At 68.1% G+C, this 15765-nt stretch carries 16 protein-coding genes and 1 pseudogene; 9 read left to right on the top strand and 8 right to left on the bottom strand.

Annotated elements, in window-relative coordinates; all coding sequences use genetic code 11:
• Positions 1 to 318 precede the first annotated feature (318 nt).
• The 3 genes from GORHZ_RS25775 to GORHZ_RS25785 form a co-directional block, all read right to left on the bottom strand.
• Positions 319 to 1818: an aldehyde dehydrogenase gene (locus tag GORHZ_RS25775; RefSeq protein ID WP_006338322.1), complete on the bottom strand. Its 1500-nt coding sequence runs from the start codon at positions 1816 to 1818 to the stop codon at positions 319 to 321.
• Positions 1819 to 1943: 125 nt separating this feature from the next.
• Positions 1944 to 2579 (bottom strand): LON peptidase substrate-binding domain-containing protein, encoded by a 636-nt coding sequence (locus GORHZ_RS25780; RefSeq protein ID WP_006338323.1) that lies wholly within the window; start codon positions 2577 to 2579, stop codon positions 1944 to 1946.
• A gap of 12 nt (positions 2580 to 2591) precedes the next feature.
• A complete protein-coding gene (locus GORHZ_RS25785; protein ID WP_006338324.1) occupies positions 2592 to 2900 on the bottom strand; it encodes an antibiotic biosynthesis monooxygenase family protein in 309 nt (102 codons plus the stop codon).
• A gap of 92 nt (positions 2901 to 2992) precedes the next feature.
• Here GORHZ_RS25785 and GORHZ_RS25790 point away from each other — a divergent pair, with 92 nt between their 5' ends.
• Positions 2993 to 3361, top strand: a complete 369-nt coding sequence (locus tag GORHZ_RS25790) for a DUF427 domain-containing protein (RefSeq protein ID WP_006338326.1) — start codon at positions 2993 to 2995, stop codon at positions 3359 to 3361.
• Positions 3362 to 3393: 32 nt separating this feature from the next.
• Positions 3394 to 4206: an alpha/beta fold hydrolase gene (locus GORHZ_RS25795; RefSeq protein ID WP_040533550.1), complete on the top strand. Its 813-nt coding sequence runs from the start codon at positions 3394 to 3396 to the stop codon at positions 4204 to 4206.
• Between the two features lie 18 nt (positions 4207 to 4224).
• Here GORHZ_RS25795 and GORHZ_RS25800 read toward each other — a convergent pair whose 3' ends face one another.
• Complete coding sequence (locus GORHZ_RS25800) at positions 4225 to 5121, bottom strand: iron-sulfur binding domain-containing protein (protein WP_040533506.1); 897 nt, start codon at positions 5119 to 5121, stop codon at positions 4225 to 4227.
• Here GORHZ_RS25800 and GORHZ_RS25805 point away from each other — a divergent pair.
• Both GORHZ_RS25805 and GORHZ_RS25810 read left to right on the top strand, forming a co-directional pair.
• Complete coding sequence (locus GORHZ_RS25805) at positions 5120 to 5776, top strand: carbonic anhydrase (protein ID WP_040533508.1); 657 nt, start codon at positions 5120 to 5122, stop codon at positions 5774 to 5776. The two genes, GORHZ_RS25800 and GORHZ_RS25805, sit on opposite strands and share 2 nt — an antisense overlap.
• Before the next feature lie 122 nt (positions 5777 to 5898).
• Positions 5899 to 6672: a hypothetical protein gene (locus GORHZ_RS25810; RefSeq protein ID WP_006338330.1), complete on the top strand. Its 774-nt coding sequence runs from the start codon at positions 5899 to 5901 to the stop codon at positions 6670 to 6672.
• Positions 6673 to 6781: 109 nt separating this feature from the next.
• On the opposite strand, the gene GORHZ_RS25815 is transcribed toward GORHZ_RS25810, so the two are convergent.
• Complete coding sequence (locus GORHZ_RS25815) at positions 6782 to 7789, bottom strand: LacI family DNA-binding transcriptional regulator (protein ID WP_006338331.1); 1008 nt, start codon at positions 7787 to 7789, stop codon at positions 6782 to 6784.
• Positions 7790 to 7891: 102 nt separating this feature from the next.
• Between GORHZ_RS25815 and GORHZ_RS25820 the strand changes: the two genes are divergently transcribed.
• A complete protein-coding gene (locus GORHZ_RS25820; RefSeq protein ID WP_006338333.1) occupies positions 7892 to 9079 on the top strand; it encodes an acyl-CoA dehydrogenase family protein in 1188 nt (395 codons plus the stop codon).
• Positions 9076 to 10206 carry a CaiB/BaiF CoA transferase family protein gene (locus tag GORHZ_RS25825; protein ID WP_006338334.1) on the top strand — a complete coding sequence of 377 codons (1131 nt, stop codon included), beginning with the start codon at positions 9076 to 9078 and terminating at the stop codon, positions 10204 to 10206. Before GORHZ_RS25820 ends, GORHZ_RS25825 begins: the two co-directional genes overlap by 4 nt.
• 31 nt (positions 10207 to 10237) lie before the next feature.
• Here the strand turns inward: GORHZ_RS25825 and disA are convergent, their stop codons facing one another.
• Positions 10238 to 11320: a DNA integrity scanning diadenylate cyclase DisA gene (gene disA, locus GORHZ_RS25830; protein WP_006338336.1), complete on the bottom strand. Its 1083-nt coding sequence runs from the start codon at positions 11318 to 11320 to the stop codon at positions 10238 to 10240.
• A gap of 36 nt (positions 11321 to 11356) precedes the next feature.
• Between disA and GORHZ_RS25835 the strand changes: the two genes are divergently transcribed.
• The gene (locus tag GORHZ_RS25835) at positions 11357 to 11932 is read left to right on the top strand and encodes a PaaI family thioesterase (protein WP_006338338.1); all 576 of its coding nucleotides are present in this window, start codon (positions 11357 to 11359) and stop codon (positions 11930 to 11932) included.
• A 20-nt stretch (positions 11933 to 11952) separates the two neighbouring features.
• Here GORHZ_RS25835 and radA read toward each other — a convergent pair whose 3' ends face one another.
• Together radA and GORHZ_RS25845 are read right to left on the bottom strand one after the other, a co-directional pair.
• Positions 11953 to 13329, bottom strand: a complete 1377-nt coding sequence (radA, locus tag GORHZ_RS25840; RefSeq protein ID WP_040533552.1) for a DNA repair protein RadA — start codon at positions 13327 to 13329, stop codon at positions 11953 to 11955.
• 267 nt (positions 13330 to 13596) lie between these two features.
• A complete protein-coding gene (locus tag GORHZ_RS25845) occupies positions 13597 to 14175 on the bottom strand; it encodes a copper chaperone PCu(A)C domain-containing protein (RefSeq protein WP_040533514.1) in 579 nt (192 codons plus the stop codon).
• 363 nt (positions 14176 to 14538) lie between these two features.
• On the opposite strand from GORHZ_RS25845, the gene GORHZ_RS25850 reads away from it, so the two are divergent.
• Positions 14539 to 15027, top strand: a complete 489-nt coding sequence (locus GORHZ_RS25850; protein ID WP_005169342.1) for a CarD family transcriptional regulator — start codon at positions 14539 to 14541, stop codon at positions 15025 to 15027.
• Positions 15028 to 15062: 35 nt separating this feature from the next.
• Positions 15063 to 15740 (top strand): annotated as a pseudogene (gene ispD, locus GORHZ_RS25855) (2-C-methyl-D-erythritol 4-phosphate cytidylyltransferase); the annotation flags it as partial.
• Between the last annotated feature and the right edge of the window lie 25 nt (positions 15741 to 15765).

Below are 15765 nucleotides of genomic sequence, written 5' to 3' on the forward strand. Positions count from 1 at the left end.
TATATTTCTGTGCTGCAAGGGTTTTCGCCATTCGGACGGTGATCCAATCGGTCATCATATCGTGGCCGTCCGACAGGTTCGTCGATGTGAATTGTGGAGTGTCGCATGGACTGCCGGCGTCCCTTCGTGACGCTCGCAAGCTTGCTCCTCAGGGGGCGGATGGCGCTCGCTCTTGAGGGCGGGTGACGTTCGCACGCTCGCTCCGGTGTCCATCCGGCAGAAGGACCCCGATTCTGTCGTTGGCCGATTCCCTCCCCGGACGCGCCAGAGCCGGTCACCTGCGTGAGGTGACCGGCTCCGGCGGTTTCCTGTGAGAGATCAGGCTTCGGTGGTTTGGTAACCCATGGGCATGAGGATCGACTTGTGTTCGAGGTAGGACTCGAGCCCTTCGCGGCCGTTCTCGCGGCCGATGCCGGAGTTCTTGTACCCGCCGAAGGGGGACGCGGGATCGATGGCGTACCAATTGATCCCGAGTGTGCCGGTGCGGATCTGCTTGGCGATCTCGACGCCGCGCTCGACGTCGGAGGTCCAGATCGACCCGGCCAGACCGTAGTCGGAGTCGTTGGCGATGGCGACCGCGTCATCGACGGTGTCGTAGGCGATCACGCTGATGACCGGCCCGAAGATCTCCTCGCGGGCGATGGTCATGTCGTTGGTGACGTCGGTGAAGATCGTCGGGGTGACGTAGAACCCGTCGTCGAGGCCCGCAGGTCGGGTGCCTTCGAGCACGGGGGTGGCGCCCTCCTCTTTGCCCTTGGCGACGTAGCCTTCGACCTTCTGCCGCTGCTTGTCGGTGATCAGCGGGCCGAGCATGGTGCCCTCGGCGGTCGGGAGCCCCGGGGTGAACGTCTTGGCGGTCTCGATCATCGCGTTGACGATCTCGTCGTGACGGGAGCGGGGGACCAACACGCGGGTCTGCGCGACGCAGGCCTGTCCGGCGTTGATCAGCCCGGCGGAGAACACCAGCATGAAGATGTTCGCCTCGAGGTCTACATCGTCGAGGACGATGGCCGCGGACTTGCCGCCGAGTTCGAGCGAACACCGTTTGAGGGTCTCGCCGCAGCGGGCCGCGATCCTGCGGCCCGCCGCCGTCGAGCCGGTGAAGGTGATCTTGTCGACGTCGGGATGGTCGACGAGTGCCTGCCCGGTTGCCACGCCACCCGGCACGACTGAGATCACCCCCTCGGGGACGCCGGCGTCGACGAAGATCTGGGCGAGCAGGTTCGCGTTGAGCGGCGTCTCCGGCGCCGGCTTGAGGACGATCGAGCAACCGGCCGCCAGCGCGGGACCGAGCTTGTTGCACAACAGGAACAGCGGGACGTTCCACGCGATGATCGCGCCGACGACGCCGACAGGCTCGCGCGTCACCAGCGTCTCCCCGAACAGTCCGGTGCGGCGCTCCTCCCACGGGAAGTCGGTCGCGGCGGCGGCGTAGCCCTGCAGCACGCCGGTCGCCGGCAGCTGTTGCAGGGTCGCCACATCGGTTGGGGTGGCGCCCATCTCGGCCGAGACGAGGTTGGTGATGTCTGCGGTGCGTTCGTTGATCAGGTCCGCGGCCCGGTTCAGGACCGCCGCACGGTCGGCGGGTGGTGTGTTGCGCCAGATCCCGGATTCGAATGCGGCGCGGGCGGTTTGGACGGCGGTGTCCACGTCGGTCTCGTCGCCGAGCGGCACCGAACCGACTCGCTCGCCGGTGGCCGGTGAGAACACCTCGAGTGTCTCGGTCGAATGCGGGTCGACCCATCGTCCGCCGATGAACAGTTGTGGTTGGTCGCCGGCGCCCACGAGCGCGGTGCCGGGATGAGACTCGACGGTCATGGATGTAGCTCCTGGGTCGGGGAAAACGCCTCCACCCGCGATACTAGAACACGTTCTAACTTTTCTGCCAGGGGATGCCCCCATCGCGCACCCCATCATCGACCGTGCACGGTCGACGAAGCGTCTCAGCGGCTGAAGCGGAGCATGGCGACGAGACCTTCAACGACGTCCTCGAGCACCGCGACCTGCTCGGCGACGGTGGTGCACTCCAGCAGGCGCTGGCGGTCGGCGGCACCGACGGGCAGGCGAACTGCCCATGCGAACAGGCCGTACTCGCCGAGGTCGTCGACGTCGAACTCCGGGAGTCCGACGGGCATCGCCTCGGGTTGGGTCGCGGCGACCTCGGCGACGAACTCGCGCAGCGCGCGACCGAGTTTCGCAACCAAAGGCGCGTCGTCGGGCCCCATCACAGGAAGTGGAAGGATCTCGGTGACCGCCTGCGGGTAAGGGTCGTCGGGCAGCCATTCGGTCACGCGGAACCGCTCGGTGCCGGTGCACGTCAGCGAGGCTTGGCCGTCCGCCTGCTGCAGCAGGTTCTCGATCCGGGCGAAGGTGCCGACGTCATGCCGCACGTCGCCGCCACCGACCTCATGCCCCCGCGCGATGAGAACCACGCCGAACCGTCCGGACTCTCGAGACGTGCCCAGACAATCGACGAGCATCTGCCGGTAGCGCGGCTCGAAGATGCGCAGCGGCAGCGGCTCGCCCGGCAACAGCGCGGTGCCCAACGGGAACATCGGGGTCACGGGTGAGCCCGACATCGGCGGCGTGAGTCAGGCCTGCGGTCTGGCGTCGAGTACGACCTCGAACTCGAGCAGGTCCGCGCCGCTGGCGACCGGCTTGGCGCGCTCGCCCGAATGGGCCTCACGTGCGGGGCCCGATACCCATGCCTGGAAGTCCTCCTCGGACTCCCACTGGGTCACCACGAAGTACCGGTCGTCGCCCTTCACCGGGCGCAACAACTGGAATCCGAGGAAGCCCTTGGACCCGTCCACCGAGTGGGCGCGATGCGCGAAGCGCTTCTCGAGTTCCGGCCCGGCGCCCTCGGGCACCGAGATTGCGTTTATCTTCACCACTGCCATGTCGTCCACCCTACTGGTGCGTCGTGAGTACCTTGGCGAGAAGTCGTGAGTACCTTGGCGAGAAGGAGACGATCCGGCATGGAGGTGCACACATGACCCGTCGGCGACGCGAACCGGGAGCCGATCACCCGATCACCATCGAGCCGACCGCGGGTCGAGTCGTGGTGCGTGTCGGCGACATCGTGGTCGCCGACACCGTCTCCGCGCTGACGCTGCGGGAGGCGTCCTACCCGCCGGTGCAGTACATACCGCTCGCCGACGTGGACCGTTCCGTCCTGCGCGACAGCGCCACCACCACCTACTGCCCGTACAAGGGTGACTGCAACTACCACGATCTCGTCCTGGACGACGACGAGGTCACCGACGCGGTGTGGACCTATCGCGACCCGTACCCCGCGGTTTCCGACATCGCCGGACATGTTGCGTTCTACCCGCATCGGGTCGACGTGGCGTCGGCCTGAATCGGGCACGCTGCCATACGCTTGAGCCCGTGATCGCCCATCCCTCAGCCCCCGCCGACACCGGTCTCCTCGATCATGGTGGCCCGGTGGATGCCGACGGGACGCCGGTACGCGGCGTCGGCCCCATCGTGCTGTTGCACGGGCTCATGGGCCGAGGCCGGACCTGGCGGCGTCAGATCCCCTGGCTGCGACGACACGGACGCGTCTTCACCTTCGACGCGGCATTCCACACCGGCGCCGACGACACGCCCCCCGACGATCCGTCCGACCTCAGCACCGACCGATTCGTCGCCGATCTCGCCGAGATCCTGGTGTGGATCGACCAGGGTCCGGCGGTTCTCGTCGGCCACTCGATGGGCGCCCTGCACGCCTGGTGTACCGCGGCGAGATATCCGGAGATGGTGTCCGCATTGGTGATCGAGGACATGGCACCCGACTTCCGCGGGCAGACGACCCGCACGTGGACGCCGTGGTTCGACAGCTGGCCGCAGCGTTTCGGGTCGCTCGCCGCAGCGGAGCGGATGTTCGGCGGGGTCGCGGGCCGCTACTTCTACGAGGCGTTCGACGATGGGCGCCTGCACGGGAGCCTGCAGATCTGGGCCGACATCGCCGAGGAGTGGGGTGGCCGCGACTTCTGGGCCGAGTGGTCGTCGGTGCGCGTCCCGTCGCTCGTGATCGAGGCCGAGCACACCGTGACCCCGCCCGGGCAGATGCGGAAGATGTGTTCGGTCAACGACTTCGCGCAGTACCTGCGGGTCGTCGGCGCCGGTCACCTCGTCCACGACGACGCGCCCGACGAGTATCGTGGCGCGGTCGAGGCATTCCTGTCGATGCTGCCGTCCTGACCCGGCTGTCCGCGACCGTCAGTCGGCCTCACCCGCAAGGCAATAGCGGCCGTCGGCGGTGAGTTCGACGAGGCCGTCGACGAGCAGGGAGTCCAGTGCGCGGTCGCGCTGTGCGGTGTCGGTGGTCCACGCGATGTCGAGGCGGTCGCGCGTCACCGGATGGTCGGTGTCGCGCAGGACGTCGAGCAGTAGGCCCCGCACCTGACGGTCGGTGCCGGCGAACTTCTGCACCTTGCGCGGCGGTCCGGTGTGGGCGGGTCGGCCCAGGCGCACCCAGGTGCAGTCGGTGAGCGGGCAATCGTCGCAGCGCGGGGTGCGCGCGGTGCACACGAGTGCGCCGAGCTCCATGAGTGCCGCCGAGAACCGGGGTGCCGTCGTCGCGAACGTGTCGTCCGGGTCGCGGGGGAGCAGCGCCGACGCGTCGTCGAGGTCGGTGCGCGACGGATTGCCGGGCTGTTCGCGACCGTGCACCGCCCGGGCGATGACGCGGCGCACGTTGGTGTCCACGACCGGCACCGGCTGCCCGTAGGCGAAGCAGGCGACCGCGCGGGCGGTGTAGTCGCCGATGCCGGGCAGGGTCAGCATCGTCGCGACTTCGTCGGGGACCCGATCGCCGTGCTGCTCGGCGAGCACCCCGGCGCACTCGTGCAGCCGCAGAGCCCGCCGCGGATACCCGAGCTTGCCCCAGGCACGAAGCACCTCACCGGCAGACGCCGCGGCCATCGCCGACGGCACCGGCCAGCGCCGCACCCACTCATGCCACGGTCCGATCACCCGGGAGACCGGCGTCTGCTGGAGCATGATCTCGCTGATCAGGATCTGCCACCCGGACAAGCCGGGTTCGCGCCACGGCAGGTCCCGCTCGTGACGATCGAACCAACCGAGGAGCACACCGGATGGCACACTAGTGGTCATGAACAAAGTGACCCCGGCCGCCGCGTGGAAGATCCTGCGTGAGGGCAATGACCGTTTCGTTGCAGGTGAGTCTCAACATCCCAGTCAGGGTATCGAGGACCGTGCGCGACTGGCGGCCGGGCAGAGCCCCAAATCGGTGCTGTTCGGCTGTGCGGACTCCCGCCTGGCCGCCGAGATCATCTTCGATCAGGGGCTCGGCGACATGTTCGTCATCCGCACCGCGGGTCATGTGCTCGACTCGGCGGTGCTCGGCTCGCTGGAGTACGCGGCGGAGGTGCTCGAGGTGCCGCTGATCGTCATCCTCGGCCACGACAGCTGCGGTGCGGTGAAGGCGACGCTCGATGCCCTCGACGACCTGCGGATTCCCGGTGGTTACATCCGTGACCTCGTCGAGCGGGTCACGCCCAGCATCCTCGCCGGCCGCAGCGAGGGGCTCACGCGCGTCGACGAGTTCGAGGCGCGCCACGTGGTGGAGACCGGCCGCCTGATCATGCAGCGCAGCCGGATCATCGCCGACCGGGTCGCGACGGGCAAGCTCGCCATCGCCGGCCTCACCTACAAGCTGAGTGACGGCCGGGTACACCTGCGCGGTTCCTACGGCGAACTCGGGGACGCCGTGAGCGTCGTTCCCGACGTCACCGCCGAAGCCGTCTGAGCCAACCCGGGCCTGAACCCCAACTTTAGACTTTCCGCCGGTCAGGGCGTGTTTGCCGCTGTTTGCGCGACACGCCGAGCCGGGTCGGACGGTGGTTTCTCCCCGGCCGTTACCTTGGTGCCGTGATCGAACCGCAGGGCCCACTCCCACCCGAGATCTATTGGCGACGACGCGTCGTCGCGATCGGTGGTGTGGCCCTGGTCATCGCCTTGGTCGTCGTGCTGATCGTGTGGGCGACCGGCGGGGACAGCAATCCGGACAACACTGCTGCGCAGTCGTCGGCCACGTCGTCGACCACCGCATCCGCCTATCCGTCGGAGTCGGGCGCCAGCGAATCGGCCGACGCTTACGGAGGCTACGGCGGATCGGGTGGTTCCGGCGGTTCCGGCGGCGGGGGAGGAACCGCTGGTGGCACCGCGGCGTCGGCCTCGGCGGGCGCACCGGTGCCGAGTGGGGTCGCGGACACGCCGGTCCCCGTACCGGCCTCGGGTCTGTGCCCGGACTCGAACATCTCGGTCGTGCTCTACACCGACAAGCCGACCTACACGACCGGCGACCAGCCGGTGTTCACCATCGTGACCACCAACGCCGGACTCACCGAATGCACCCGCGACGTCGGCAAGGCGGCGCAGGACGTCATCGTCCGCACCCTCGACGGCACACGCACGCTGTGGTCGGCGCGGGACTGCTCGCCGCTGCAGACGGTCAACAACGTGACCCTCAAGCCGTCTCAGCAGGTGCGCGACACCATCACCTGGTCGGGCACCACCAGCACCCCCGGCTGTGACACCCCGCGCGTCCCGGTCCCGGTCGGGTCGTATCAGGCCATCGGCAAGATCGGGGAGAAGGAATCAGCGCCGATCACCTTCAACGTGGTGGCGCCGGCCCAGCCGTAGCGTTCCCAACCGCTGGACGAGTAGCGACCGCCCCGCCGCTCGATACGCCACTCACTCCGTTCGCGGCTCGATCGGCGGAAATGTTGCGGCTCGATCGGCGGAAAGCTGCCTACGTCGTCGCGCGTGCGATGAGTTCGACCGGCAACCGGGTGGTCTCCGGCTCGCGGCCTTCGACGAGGTCGAGCAGGCGCCGCGCCGCGGTCTCGCCGATCTGCCGTGCCGGCGAGCGCACCGTGGTCAACGGAACCGGGAGTTGCGCGACGATGGGGATGTCGTTGTAGCCGACCAGAGCCAGGTCGTCGGGGATCGTCAGACCCAGATCCCGGGCCACTCCCATGACACCGATGGCGATCGTGTCGGAGACGGTGAAGATCGCATGCGGGCGGTCGGGTCGGTCGAGTAGTCGTCGTCCGGCCTCGATCCCGCCGTCGACCTCGAATGTCGACGCCATGACGCGCTCGGGTCGCAGCGGCACCGATGCCGATTCGAGCGCCGCCCGGAATCCCGCGACACGGTCGCTCGCGGTCGTCGCGTGGGTGGGGCCCGCGATGACCGCGAGGTCGGTGTGTCCGCGATCGAGTAGATGCCGCGCGGCGAGGTAGCCGCCGTGGCGGTCGTCGCCGCCGACGAAGGGCAGTCCGGCGTCGGCGTGCCGGGTGACCGCCAGCAACGGCACGTTGCCGATCGACAGTGAGTCGATGAACGGTCGTCCCGGGGTGTGCAGGCTGCTCATGATCAGCCCGTCCACCTGCCGGCCGACGAGGAGTTCGATGGCCCGACGTTGCGCGTCGAGATTGTCGGGTGGGCTCGACAGGAGCACCGAGTAGCCCGCGCGCGTGGCTGCTTCCTCGATGCCCTGATAGGTGGTCGCGACGACGCCGTCGGTCAACCGGGTCATGACCACACCGAGCGTCGTCGTCTTCCGCGTGCGCAGGCTGGCCGCCCACAGGTTGGGCTGGTAACCGAGCTCTGCGGCGACCTGGCGCACCCGCAACGCCGATGCGGACCAGCCGTCGGCGGGTTCCGGTTGCCGCAACACCCGCGATGCGGTCGACACGTGGACACCGGCACGTTCCGCGATCTCCTTGAGGGTCGGTGCCCGGTGTTCACTGCGCACGCTCGCCGTCACTCCCCTCGATCGCGCGTTGACCGTCCTGTCCAGACCACCTACATTAGTCGATGCAAACGTTCTTGCAATCGTTCTTACCTGGAGGCACCGATGGCTCGGCCCGAGACCCTGACCCAACTCTTCGCGCTCGACTCGCTCCTGACGCCGGAGGAGATCGCGATCCGCAACACGGTCCGGGAATTCGGCAACGAGCGTCTTCGCCCCTACGTCGCCGACTGGTTCGAGAACGCGCAATTGCCGGTCCGCGAAGTCGCCAAGGAACTCGGTTCGCTCGGTGCGCTGGGCATGCATCTCGAGGGCTACGGCTGCCCGGGAACGAGTGCGACCGCCTACGGCCTGGCCTGCCTGGAACTCGAGGCGGTCGATTCGGGCCTGCGCAGCCTGGTGTCGGTGCAGGGTTCGCTGGCGATGTTCTCGATCCATCACTGGGGTAGCGAGGAGCAGAAGCAGGAGTGGCTGCCGCGCATGGCCGCCGGTGACGCCCTCGGCTGCTTCGGCCTGACCGAACCCGACTTCGGCTCGAACCCCGCCGGCATGCGGACCAACGCCAAGCGCGACGGCGACGACTGGGTGCTCGACGGCACCAAGATGTGGATCACCAACGGGTCGGTGGCCGACGTCGCCGTCGTCTGGGCACAGACCGACCTCGACGACAGCCCGCGCGGCATCCGCGGCTTCGTCGTCCCGACCGACACCCCGGGATTCTCCGCACCCGAGATCAAGAAGAAGATGTCGCTGCGCGCGTCGATCACCTCCGAGCTCGTGCTCGACGGTGTGCGGCTGCCGTCGTCGGCGATGCTGCCGAAGGCAGCAGGTCTGCGCGGCCCGCTCACCGCGCTCGGCGAGGCCCGGTTCGGCATCGTGTTCGGCGCGATCGGTGCCGCACGCGACTGCCTCGAAGCGGCGATCGACTACGCCGAGTCGCGTGAGGTGTTCGACAAGCCGCTGGCCGCATACCAGCTCACCCAGGCCAAGATCGCCGACATGGCCCTCGAGGTCGGCAAAGGGCATCTATTGGCCTACCACCTGGGCCGGCTCAAGGACCGCGGGGAGATCCGGCCCGAGCAGGTCAGCACCGGCAAGCTCAACAACGTCCGCGAGGCCATCGCGATCGCGCGTGAATGCCGAACCATCCTGGGCGCCAACGGCATCACCCTCGAATACCCGGTGATCCGGCATGCGAACAACCTCGAGTCGGTGCTCACCTACGAGGGCACCGCCGAGGTTCATCAGCTCACTATCGGCAAGGCGCTGACCGGTCAGGACGCGTTCCGGTGACGAGTGCACTGAACGGGCTGGTCATCGCCGACTTCGGCCGGGTGCTCGCCGGGCCGTATGCGACGATGCTGCTCGCCGACCTCGGCGCGGAGGTCGTCAAGGTGGAACGTCCGGGCTCGGGCGACGACACGCGAAGCTGGGGGCCGCCGTGGGTCGGCGATGAATCCTCGTACTTCCTGTCGGTCAACCGCAACAAGGAGTCGGTGGCGCTCGACCTTGCCGATCCCGACGGGTTCGAGGCGGCCCGACGTCTCGTCGACCGTGCCGACGTCGTGGTGGAGAACTTCCTTCCTGGCACTATGGACCGGCTCGGCCTCGGGTATGAGGCTGTTGCGCAACGTAATCCGGATATCGTCTATTGCTCGGTGACCGGATTCGGCGGCAACAACCAACTGCCCGGCTACGACCTGCTCATCCAGGCGGTCGGCGGGCTGATGAGTATCACCGGCCCAGATCCCTACACCCCGACCAAGGTGGGTGTCGCGATGGTCGACGTGATCACCGGACTGCATGCGGCGGTGGGGATTCTGGCGGCTCTACGGCATCGGGACCGCACCGGCGAGGGTCAGCGGGTGGAGGTGAACCTGCTGTCGTCGTTGCTGTCGGCATTGGTCAATCAGACCTCGGGCTATGTCGCCGCCGGGGTGGTGCCCCATGCCATGGGTAACCGGCATCCGAGCATCGCGCCATACGAGGTATTCCAGGCAAGTGACCGTCCGCTGGTACTCGCCGTCGGGAACGATCGGCAGTTCGCAGCGCTCGTCGACGTGCTCGGACGGCCGGAACTGGCTGCAGACCAAAGGTTCTCGACGAACGAGGCGCGGGTGGCGAACCGGGAGGAACTCGGCGGGATCCTCAACGTCGTGCTCGCCGCCGACACCGCCGACGCCTGGTTCGCCGCACTCACCGCCCGGCGGGTGCCCTGCGGGCCGCTCAACGACATCGCCGATGCCATCGCGCTGGCCGGCCGGTTGGGTCTGGACCCGGTCATCACGATCGACGACGAGCACCGTGACGCGCCGATCCGACAGGTGGCCAACCCAATCCGATTGAGTGCCACACCGCCGACGTATCGCTCCGCGCCGCCGCGCCTGGGCGAACACAACTCCATGGCGCCGCAGGCGTAGGCCCGGGTCGCCTCGGAAACCTGCGCGCCGGCTACTCGTACCGCTCGATGCTGCTCTCGGCCAGCCGTGAGAGTCCCTCGCGGATGTGTCGGGCCCAGATGCTACCGATACCCTCGACCGCCTGCAGGTCCGTGGCGCTCGTCGCGAGCAGCGCCTGCAGGGTGCCGAAGCTGCGCACGAGCCGGTCGATGTGGGCGAACTGCAGGCGCGAGATGCGGGCCAGCAGCCGGTATCCCCGCGGACTCATCGTGGTGTCCTGCGCCTCGATCGTCGTCGGATATCCGAAGGCCCCGGCGATCAGCGTGAGGTCGAGCAGGTCCACGTCGGAGAGGCGCTCGATGGTTTCCAGCGACTGCCGGACCTCTTCGGTGCTCGCAGGCTCCGGGCTGGCGTAGTAGTCGCGGACCAGCAGTTCGCGCATGGTGTCGTTGTCGCTGATCAGCTCCTCGAGCTGCAGGCTCACCTGGCGGCCGTTCACGCCGAGTTCGAGGACATACTCGTCGATCTCGACCGACACCCGTCGCACCATCTCCATCCGCTGTGCGGTGGACATGGCGTCACGCAGCAGCACGTAATCCTCGATCTCGGCGCGCGACAGTCCGGCGATCACCTCGTCGAGACGGCTCTTGTAGCGCTCGAGGGTGGCCAGCGCGACATTCGCGCGCGACAGGATCGGGTCGGGACTCTCGACGACCCGCCGCGCGCCGTCCACGTAGATGCTGACGATCGACATCGACGCGCTCACCGAGATCACCGGGTGGCCGGTCTGGATCGCGGTGCGTTCGGCCGCCCGATGACGGGTGCCCGACTCCTCGGTCGGGATCGTCGGGTCGGGGACCAGCTGCACGTTGGCCCGCACGATCCGCTTGCCGTCGGTGGACAGCACGACGGCGCCGTCCATCTTGGCCAGTTCGCGGAGCCGCGTCGGGGCGAACTCGACGTCGAGGTGGAACCCGCCGTCGCAGATCTTCTCCACGTCCGAGTCGTGGCCGAGCACGATGAGCGCCCCGGTACCGCCACGGAGGATGCGTTCGAGTCCGTCGCGCAGACCGGTGCCGGGGGCGACGCGCGCCAACGTCTCGCGGGTCAGCTCGGACCTCGCGCCCTCGATCATCGCGGTCCTTCCGGGTCGGGCATCTGACGTGCATGAATGTTGATGCGACTAGGGTATCGGGACGTGAAGTCTGCCTTTGTCGTGCCCACCGACCTCGACCCGATCGAACGTCATCCCAAGGCCGCCAAACCGGGCGAGCCGATGAGGATGCACAACCGCACGTGCTACGGCTGCGGCGAGGACTCGCCGCAGGGGCTGCACCTGGATATGTACGCCGGCGAGGACTTCACGATCACCGCATCGATGCAGGTGGAGGCTCGTTTCGAGGGTGGCCCGGGCGTGATCCACGGCGGCGTGCTGTCCACCGCCTTCGACGACGTGATGGGTATGGCGCCGCTGCTGATCGGGCCGTCGGCGGTCACGGTGCACCTCGAGGTCGACTATCTGCGGCCGATCCCGATCGGCTCGACCCTGCATTTCCGAGCGGCCCTGCTGGGTCGGCAGCGCCGCAAGCTCTACACGGAGGGCGTGGCGCATATCGGTGATCCCGACGCCCCGGTGGCCATGGGACACGCGATCTTCGTGATGATCAATCCGCGGGAGCATTTCGCCGAGCATGTGAAGAACAGTCAGCTCGCTGATGAGTACACACAGCGGATGTCGAGGCCCTGAAACTGTCCCGACGGGGTTGCTCAGAACGACACCTCGACGACACCGACCAACCCTGCCCGCACCGCCTCGTGGAGGTCGCCGACGCGGGTGATCTTGATACCCGACGGCAGGTTCTCGTCGGTGCCGGCCGGGATGATGGCGTGGCGGAATCCAAGCCGTTTGGCCTCCGCCACACGGCGGGCCACCGCGGACACACGCCGCACCTCACCGGCCAGCCCGACCTCCCCGATCGCGACGGTCGTGTGCGGCATCGGGGTGTTGTTGAGCACCGACGACACGGCCAGCGCGATCGCGAGATCGGCCGCCGGCTCGGTGACCCGCATGCCACCGACGGTGGCCGCGTAGATCTCCTTGTCCTGCAACTTCGCATCGAGCCGACTCTGAAGCACCGCCAGCACCATCGACACCCGCGCGGAATCCAGACCGGACACGGCACGGCGTGGCATCGTCATCGACGTCGGGTTGGCCAGCGCCTGGATCTCGCCGACGAGGGCACGTTTGCCGTCCATGGTGACCATCGCGGTCGAGCCGGTGACGTCGAGGTCGCGCTGATGCAGGAAGATCCCCGACGGATCGGGCACCTGATGGATGCCGTCGTCGCGCTGCTCGAAACAGCCCACCTCGTCGGCGGCGCCGAAGCGGTTCTTGATGCCGCGCACCATCCGCAGGCTTGAATGCCGGTCACCCTCGAACGACAGCACCACGTCGACGAGGTGCTCCAGCGACCGCGGACCGGCCACCGCACCGTCCTTGGTGACGTGGCCGACCAGGACCACCGCGATCCCGCGGTTCTTGGCCATCGACACCAGCGCCGTCGTCACCGCACGGATCTGGGTGACACCGCCGGTGACGCCGTCAGTGCCGGTGGCGACGACGGTCTGTACCGAGTCGACGATGACCAGTGACGGGTTCACCTCGTCGACGTGGCCGAGGATCGTCGCGAGGTCGGTCTCGGCGGCCAGATAGACGTTCTCGTGGACGGCGCCGGTGCGTTCGGCGCGCATTCGGACCTGTCCGGCCGACTCCTCGCCGGTCAGGTAGAGCGCCTTGCGGCCGCCCTGCGCCCAGTGTTTGACGGTCTCGAGAAGCAACGTCGACTTGCCGACGCCGGGCTCACCGGCGAGCAGGATCACCGACCCGGGCACCACGCCGCGGCCGAGGACACGGTCGAGCTCACCGATGCCGGTGGCGACGGCGGTCGAGGAGTTCGCGTCCACCTCGGTGATCGGTCGCGCCGGGCTGGTCGGGGCAACACCGCCGACACCGTTCGGCCGCACTGCCGCCGTGGCGACCTCGTCGATCGTTCCCCACTCGCCACACTCGGGGCAGCGGCCCACCCATTTGGCCACGGTGTGCCCGCAGGCGGTGCACCGGAACGATGACTTCGGTTTTGCCACGCCGCTCACCCTAATGGCCCCCGCCGACACCCATCGTCGCCGCGCCGCCACAGCGGCCCAGACGCTTCGCCCCCCGAACGATGCTTCCCCCGAACGGTTCGTCCCCGAACGGTTCGTCCCCGAACGGTTCGTCCCCGAACGGTTCGTCCCCGAACGGTTCGTCCCCCAAAATGCGATCGTCCCCCGTCGGGCAGACGGGGGACGATCAAACAGTCGGGGGATGAGCGCCGGTCGATGTCCGGTGTGATCCGGTACCGGTGCGGCGCGTCAGTGTTCGGCGGCGCCTTCGGCTTCGACTCCGCGGATCTCATCCTGGCGAGTCAGGTAGGTGCCCACGTCGACCGGGGTGTTGACGGTGACGGTGCCGGACTTCTCGAAGCGGAACTCCAGCGGGGTGGTCAGACCCGTGGCGACGGAGTCACCCGCGCCGTTGAGCCGGACGGTGATCCGCTTCTGCTCGTCGGTGGCCTGCACCACTTCCGGCTCGAGCAGACCGATCGGCTTGCCGGCATACAGAGCCTGCCCGGCCGGGATGGTCGTGTCGCCGACGATGGTGACAGAACCGCCGTTGGGGGCCGCGATGGCGAGCAGCCTGTCGTCGTTCACCGGATCGATGTTGCTGATCACGAACGAGACCTCGAACGGCCCACCGGAGCCGAAGACCTCGTCGGCCTTGTCGGAGGGGTAGAGGATCTGCACGTTGCGCAGCTGCATCGCGCCGACATTCGCCAGGTTCCCGTTGACGGCGGGCTCCATGTTGGCGGTCTGCGAGATCTGACCGGCGCCGCAAGCGGTGGTCCCGAGCGCGAGCGCGACGCCGACGGCGGCGACCGCAACGGCCTTCACCGAAAGCCGAACCGAACGCCCAGCGGTTTTCCGAAGCACAGACACCCGTTCCTCCCAGGTAATCGAAGGCCGACACGCAAGGTCGACATGGGATGTCGCAGACCCTGCACTACGCAGCGTAGTGGGCCGCGCGGAGAAAAGTCCGACGGGGTGCCAGATTGGTGTCGTAGGGGCCCGGATCCAGTGTCCGCGACACCCCGCCGACGGTGGGTCCGAACGGACGACAGCGGCGCGATATTCGCTGGTCTACCAAGACGTCGGGCCGTCACCGACCCGTCGGTACAGCGCGTTGACCTGCACCGTTGTCTGTGCCCTCTCGGACGCCCGTGCTAGACTGGGAACACTCGAAAGGGGCATAGAACATTGAACTTCAAAGTTGGCGACACCGTTGTCTACCCCCATCACGGTGCTGCTCGAGTCGAAGACATCGTGACTCGGACCATCAAGGGTGAGCAGATCGAATACCTCGTTCTCAAAGTTGCCGATGGTGACATGACCGTTCAGATCCCCTCGACCAAGCTGGAATACGTCGGCGTGCGCGACGTGGTCGGTGAGGAGGGACTCGATCAGGTCTTCCAGGTGCTACGCGCCCCGCACACCGAGGAACCGACCAACTGGGCCCGTCGGTTCAAGGCCAACCAGGAGAAGCTCATCTCCGGCGACATCATCAAAGTCGCCGAGATCGTCCGTGACCTGTGGCGTCGGGAGCAGGACCGCGGTCTGTCCGCCGGCGAGAAGCGCATGCTGACCCGGGCGCGACGTGTGCTCGTCGACGAACTGTCGCTGGCCCAGAACACCGACGACGAGAAGGCCACCAGCATTCTCGACGAGGTCCTGGCCGCCGCGTCGTAGAACCTCCACGTGACTGGCATCCCGGCGGCGCCGGTATGACGGTGAGCGTGATCGTGCCGGCCGCCGGGTCGGGAACCCGCTTGGGACAGTCAAAGCCCAAGGCGTTCGTCGACCTCGGCGGCCGCACCATTCTCGAGGCCTGCGTTGCGGGCATCGTCGAAGCTGCCGTCGCCGACACCGTCGTCGTGGTGGTTCCCGCCGATCTCGTCGACGACGCCCGACGTCTCGTCCCCGCCACCACCGTCGTGGCCGGTGGGGCGCATCGTTCGGAGTCCGTGCGGGCGGGTATTGACGCCGCCGGCCCGGATTCCGACATCCTCCTCGTTCACGATGCGGCGCGCCCGCTGACACCGCCCGCGGTGTTCACGCGCGTCGTCGACGCGGTGCGCGCAGGGCATCCGGCCGTCGTCCCTGGGCTCCCCGTCGCCGACACGCTCAAGCAGGTCGATCCGTCGACGGGGCCCGAACGGGTCGTCGCGACCGTCGACCGGGATCTGCTGCGCGCGATCCAGACCCCGCAGGGATTCGCCCGCGACGCGCTGCTGCGAGCACACGCCGACGACACCGGCCTGGCCACCGACGACGCCGGCCTCGCGGAACGCTGCGGCATCGAAGTACATGTGGTGCCCGGTGATCCGCTGGCCATGAAGATCACCACGCCGTGGGATCTCCGGATCGCCCGCGACATCGTCGCCGAGGGGAGCCCCTCCGCTGGTCCGGTACCTTCCGCTGGTCGGG

The sequence above is a fragment of the Gordonia rhizosphera NBRC 16068 genome (genome assembly GCF_000298195.1).
Lineage (GTDB): Bacteria > Actinomycetota > Actinomycetes > Mycobacteriales > Mycobacteriaceae > Gordonia > Gordonia rhizosphera.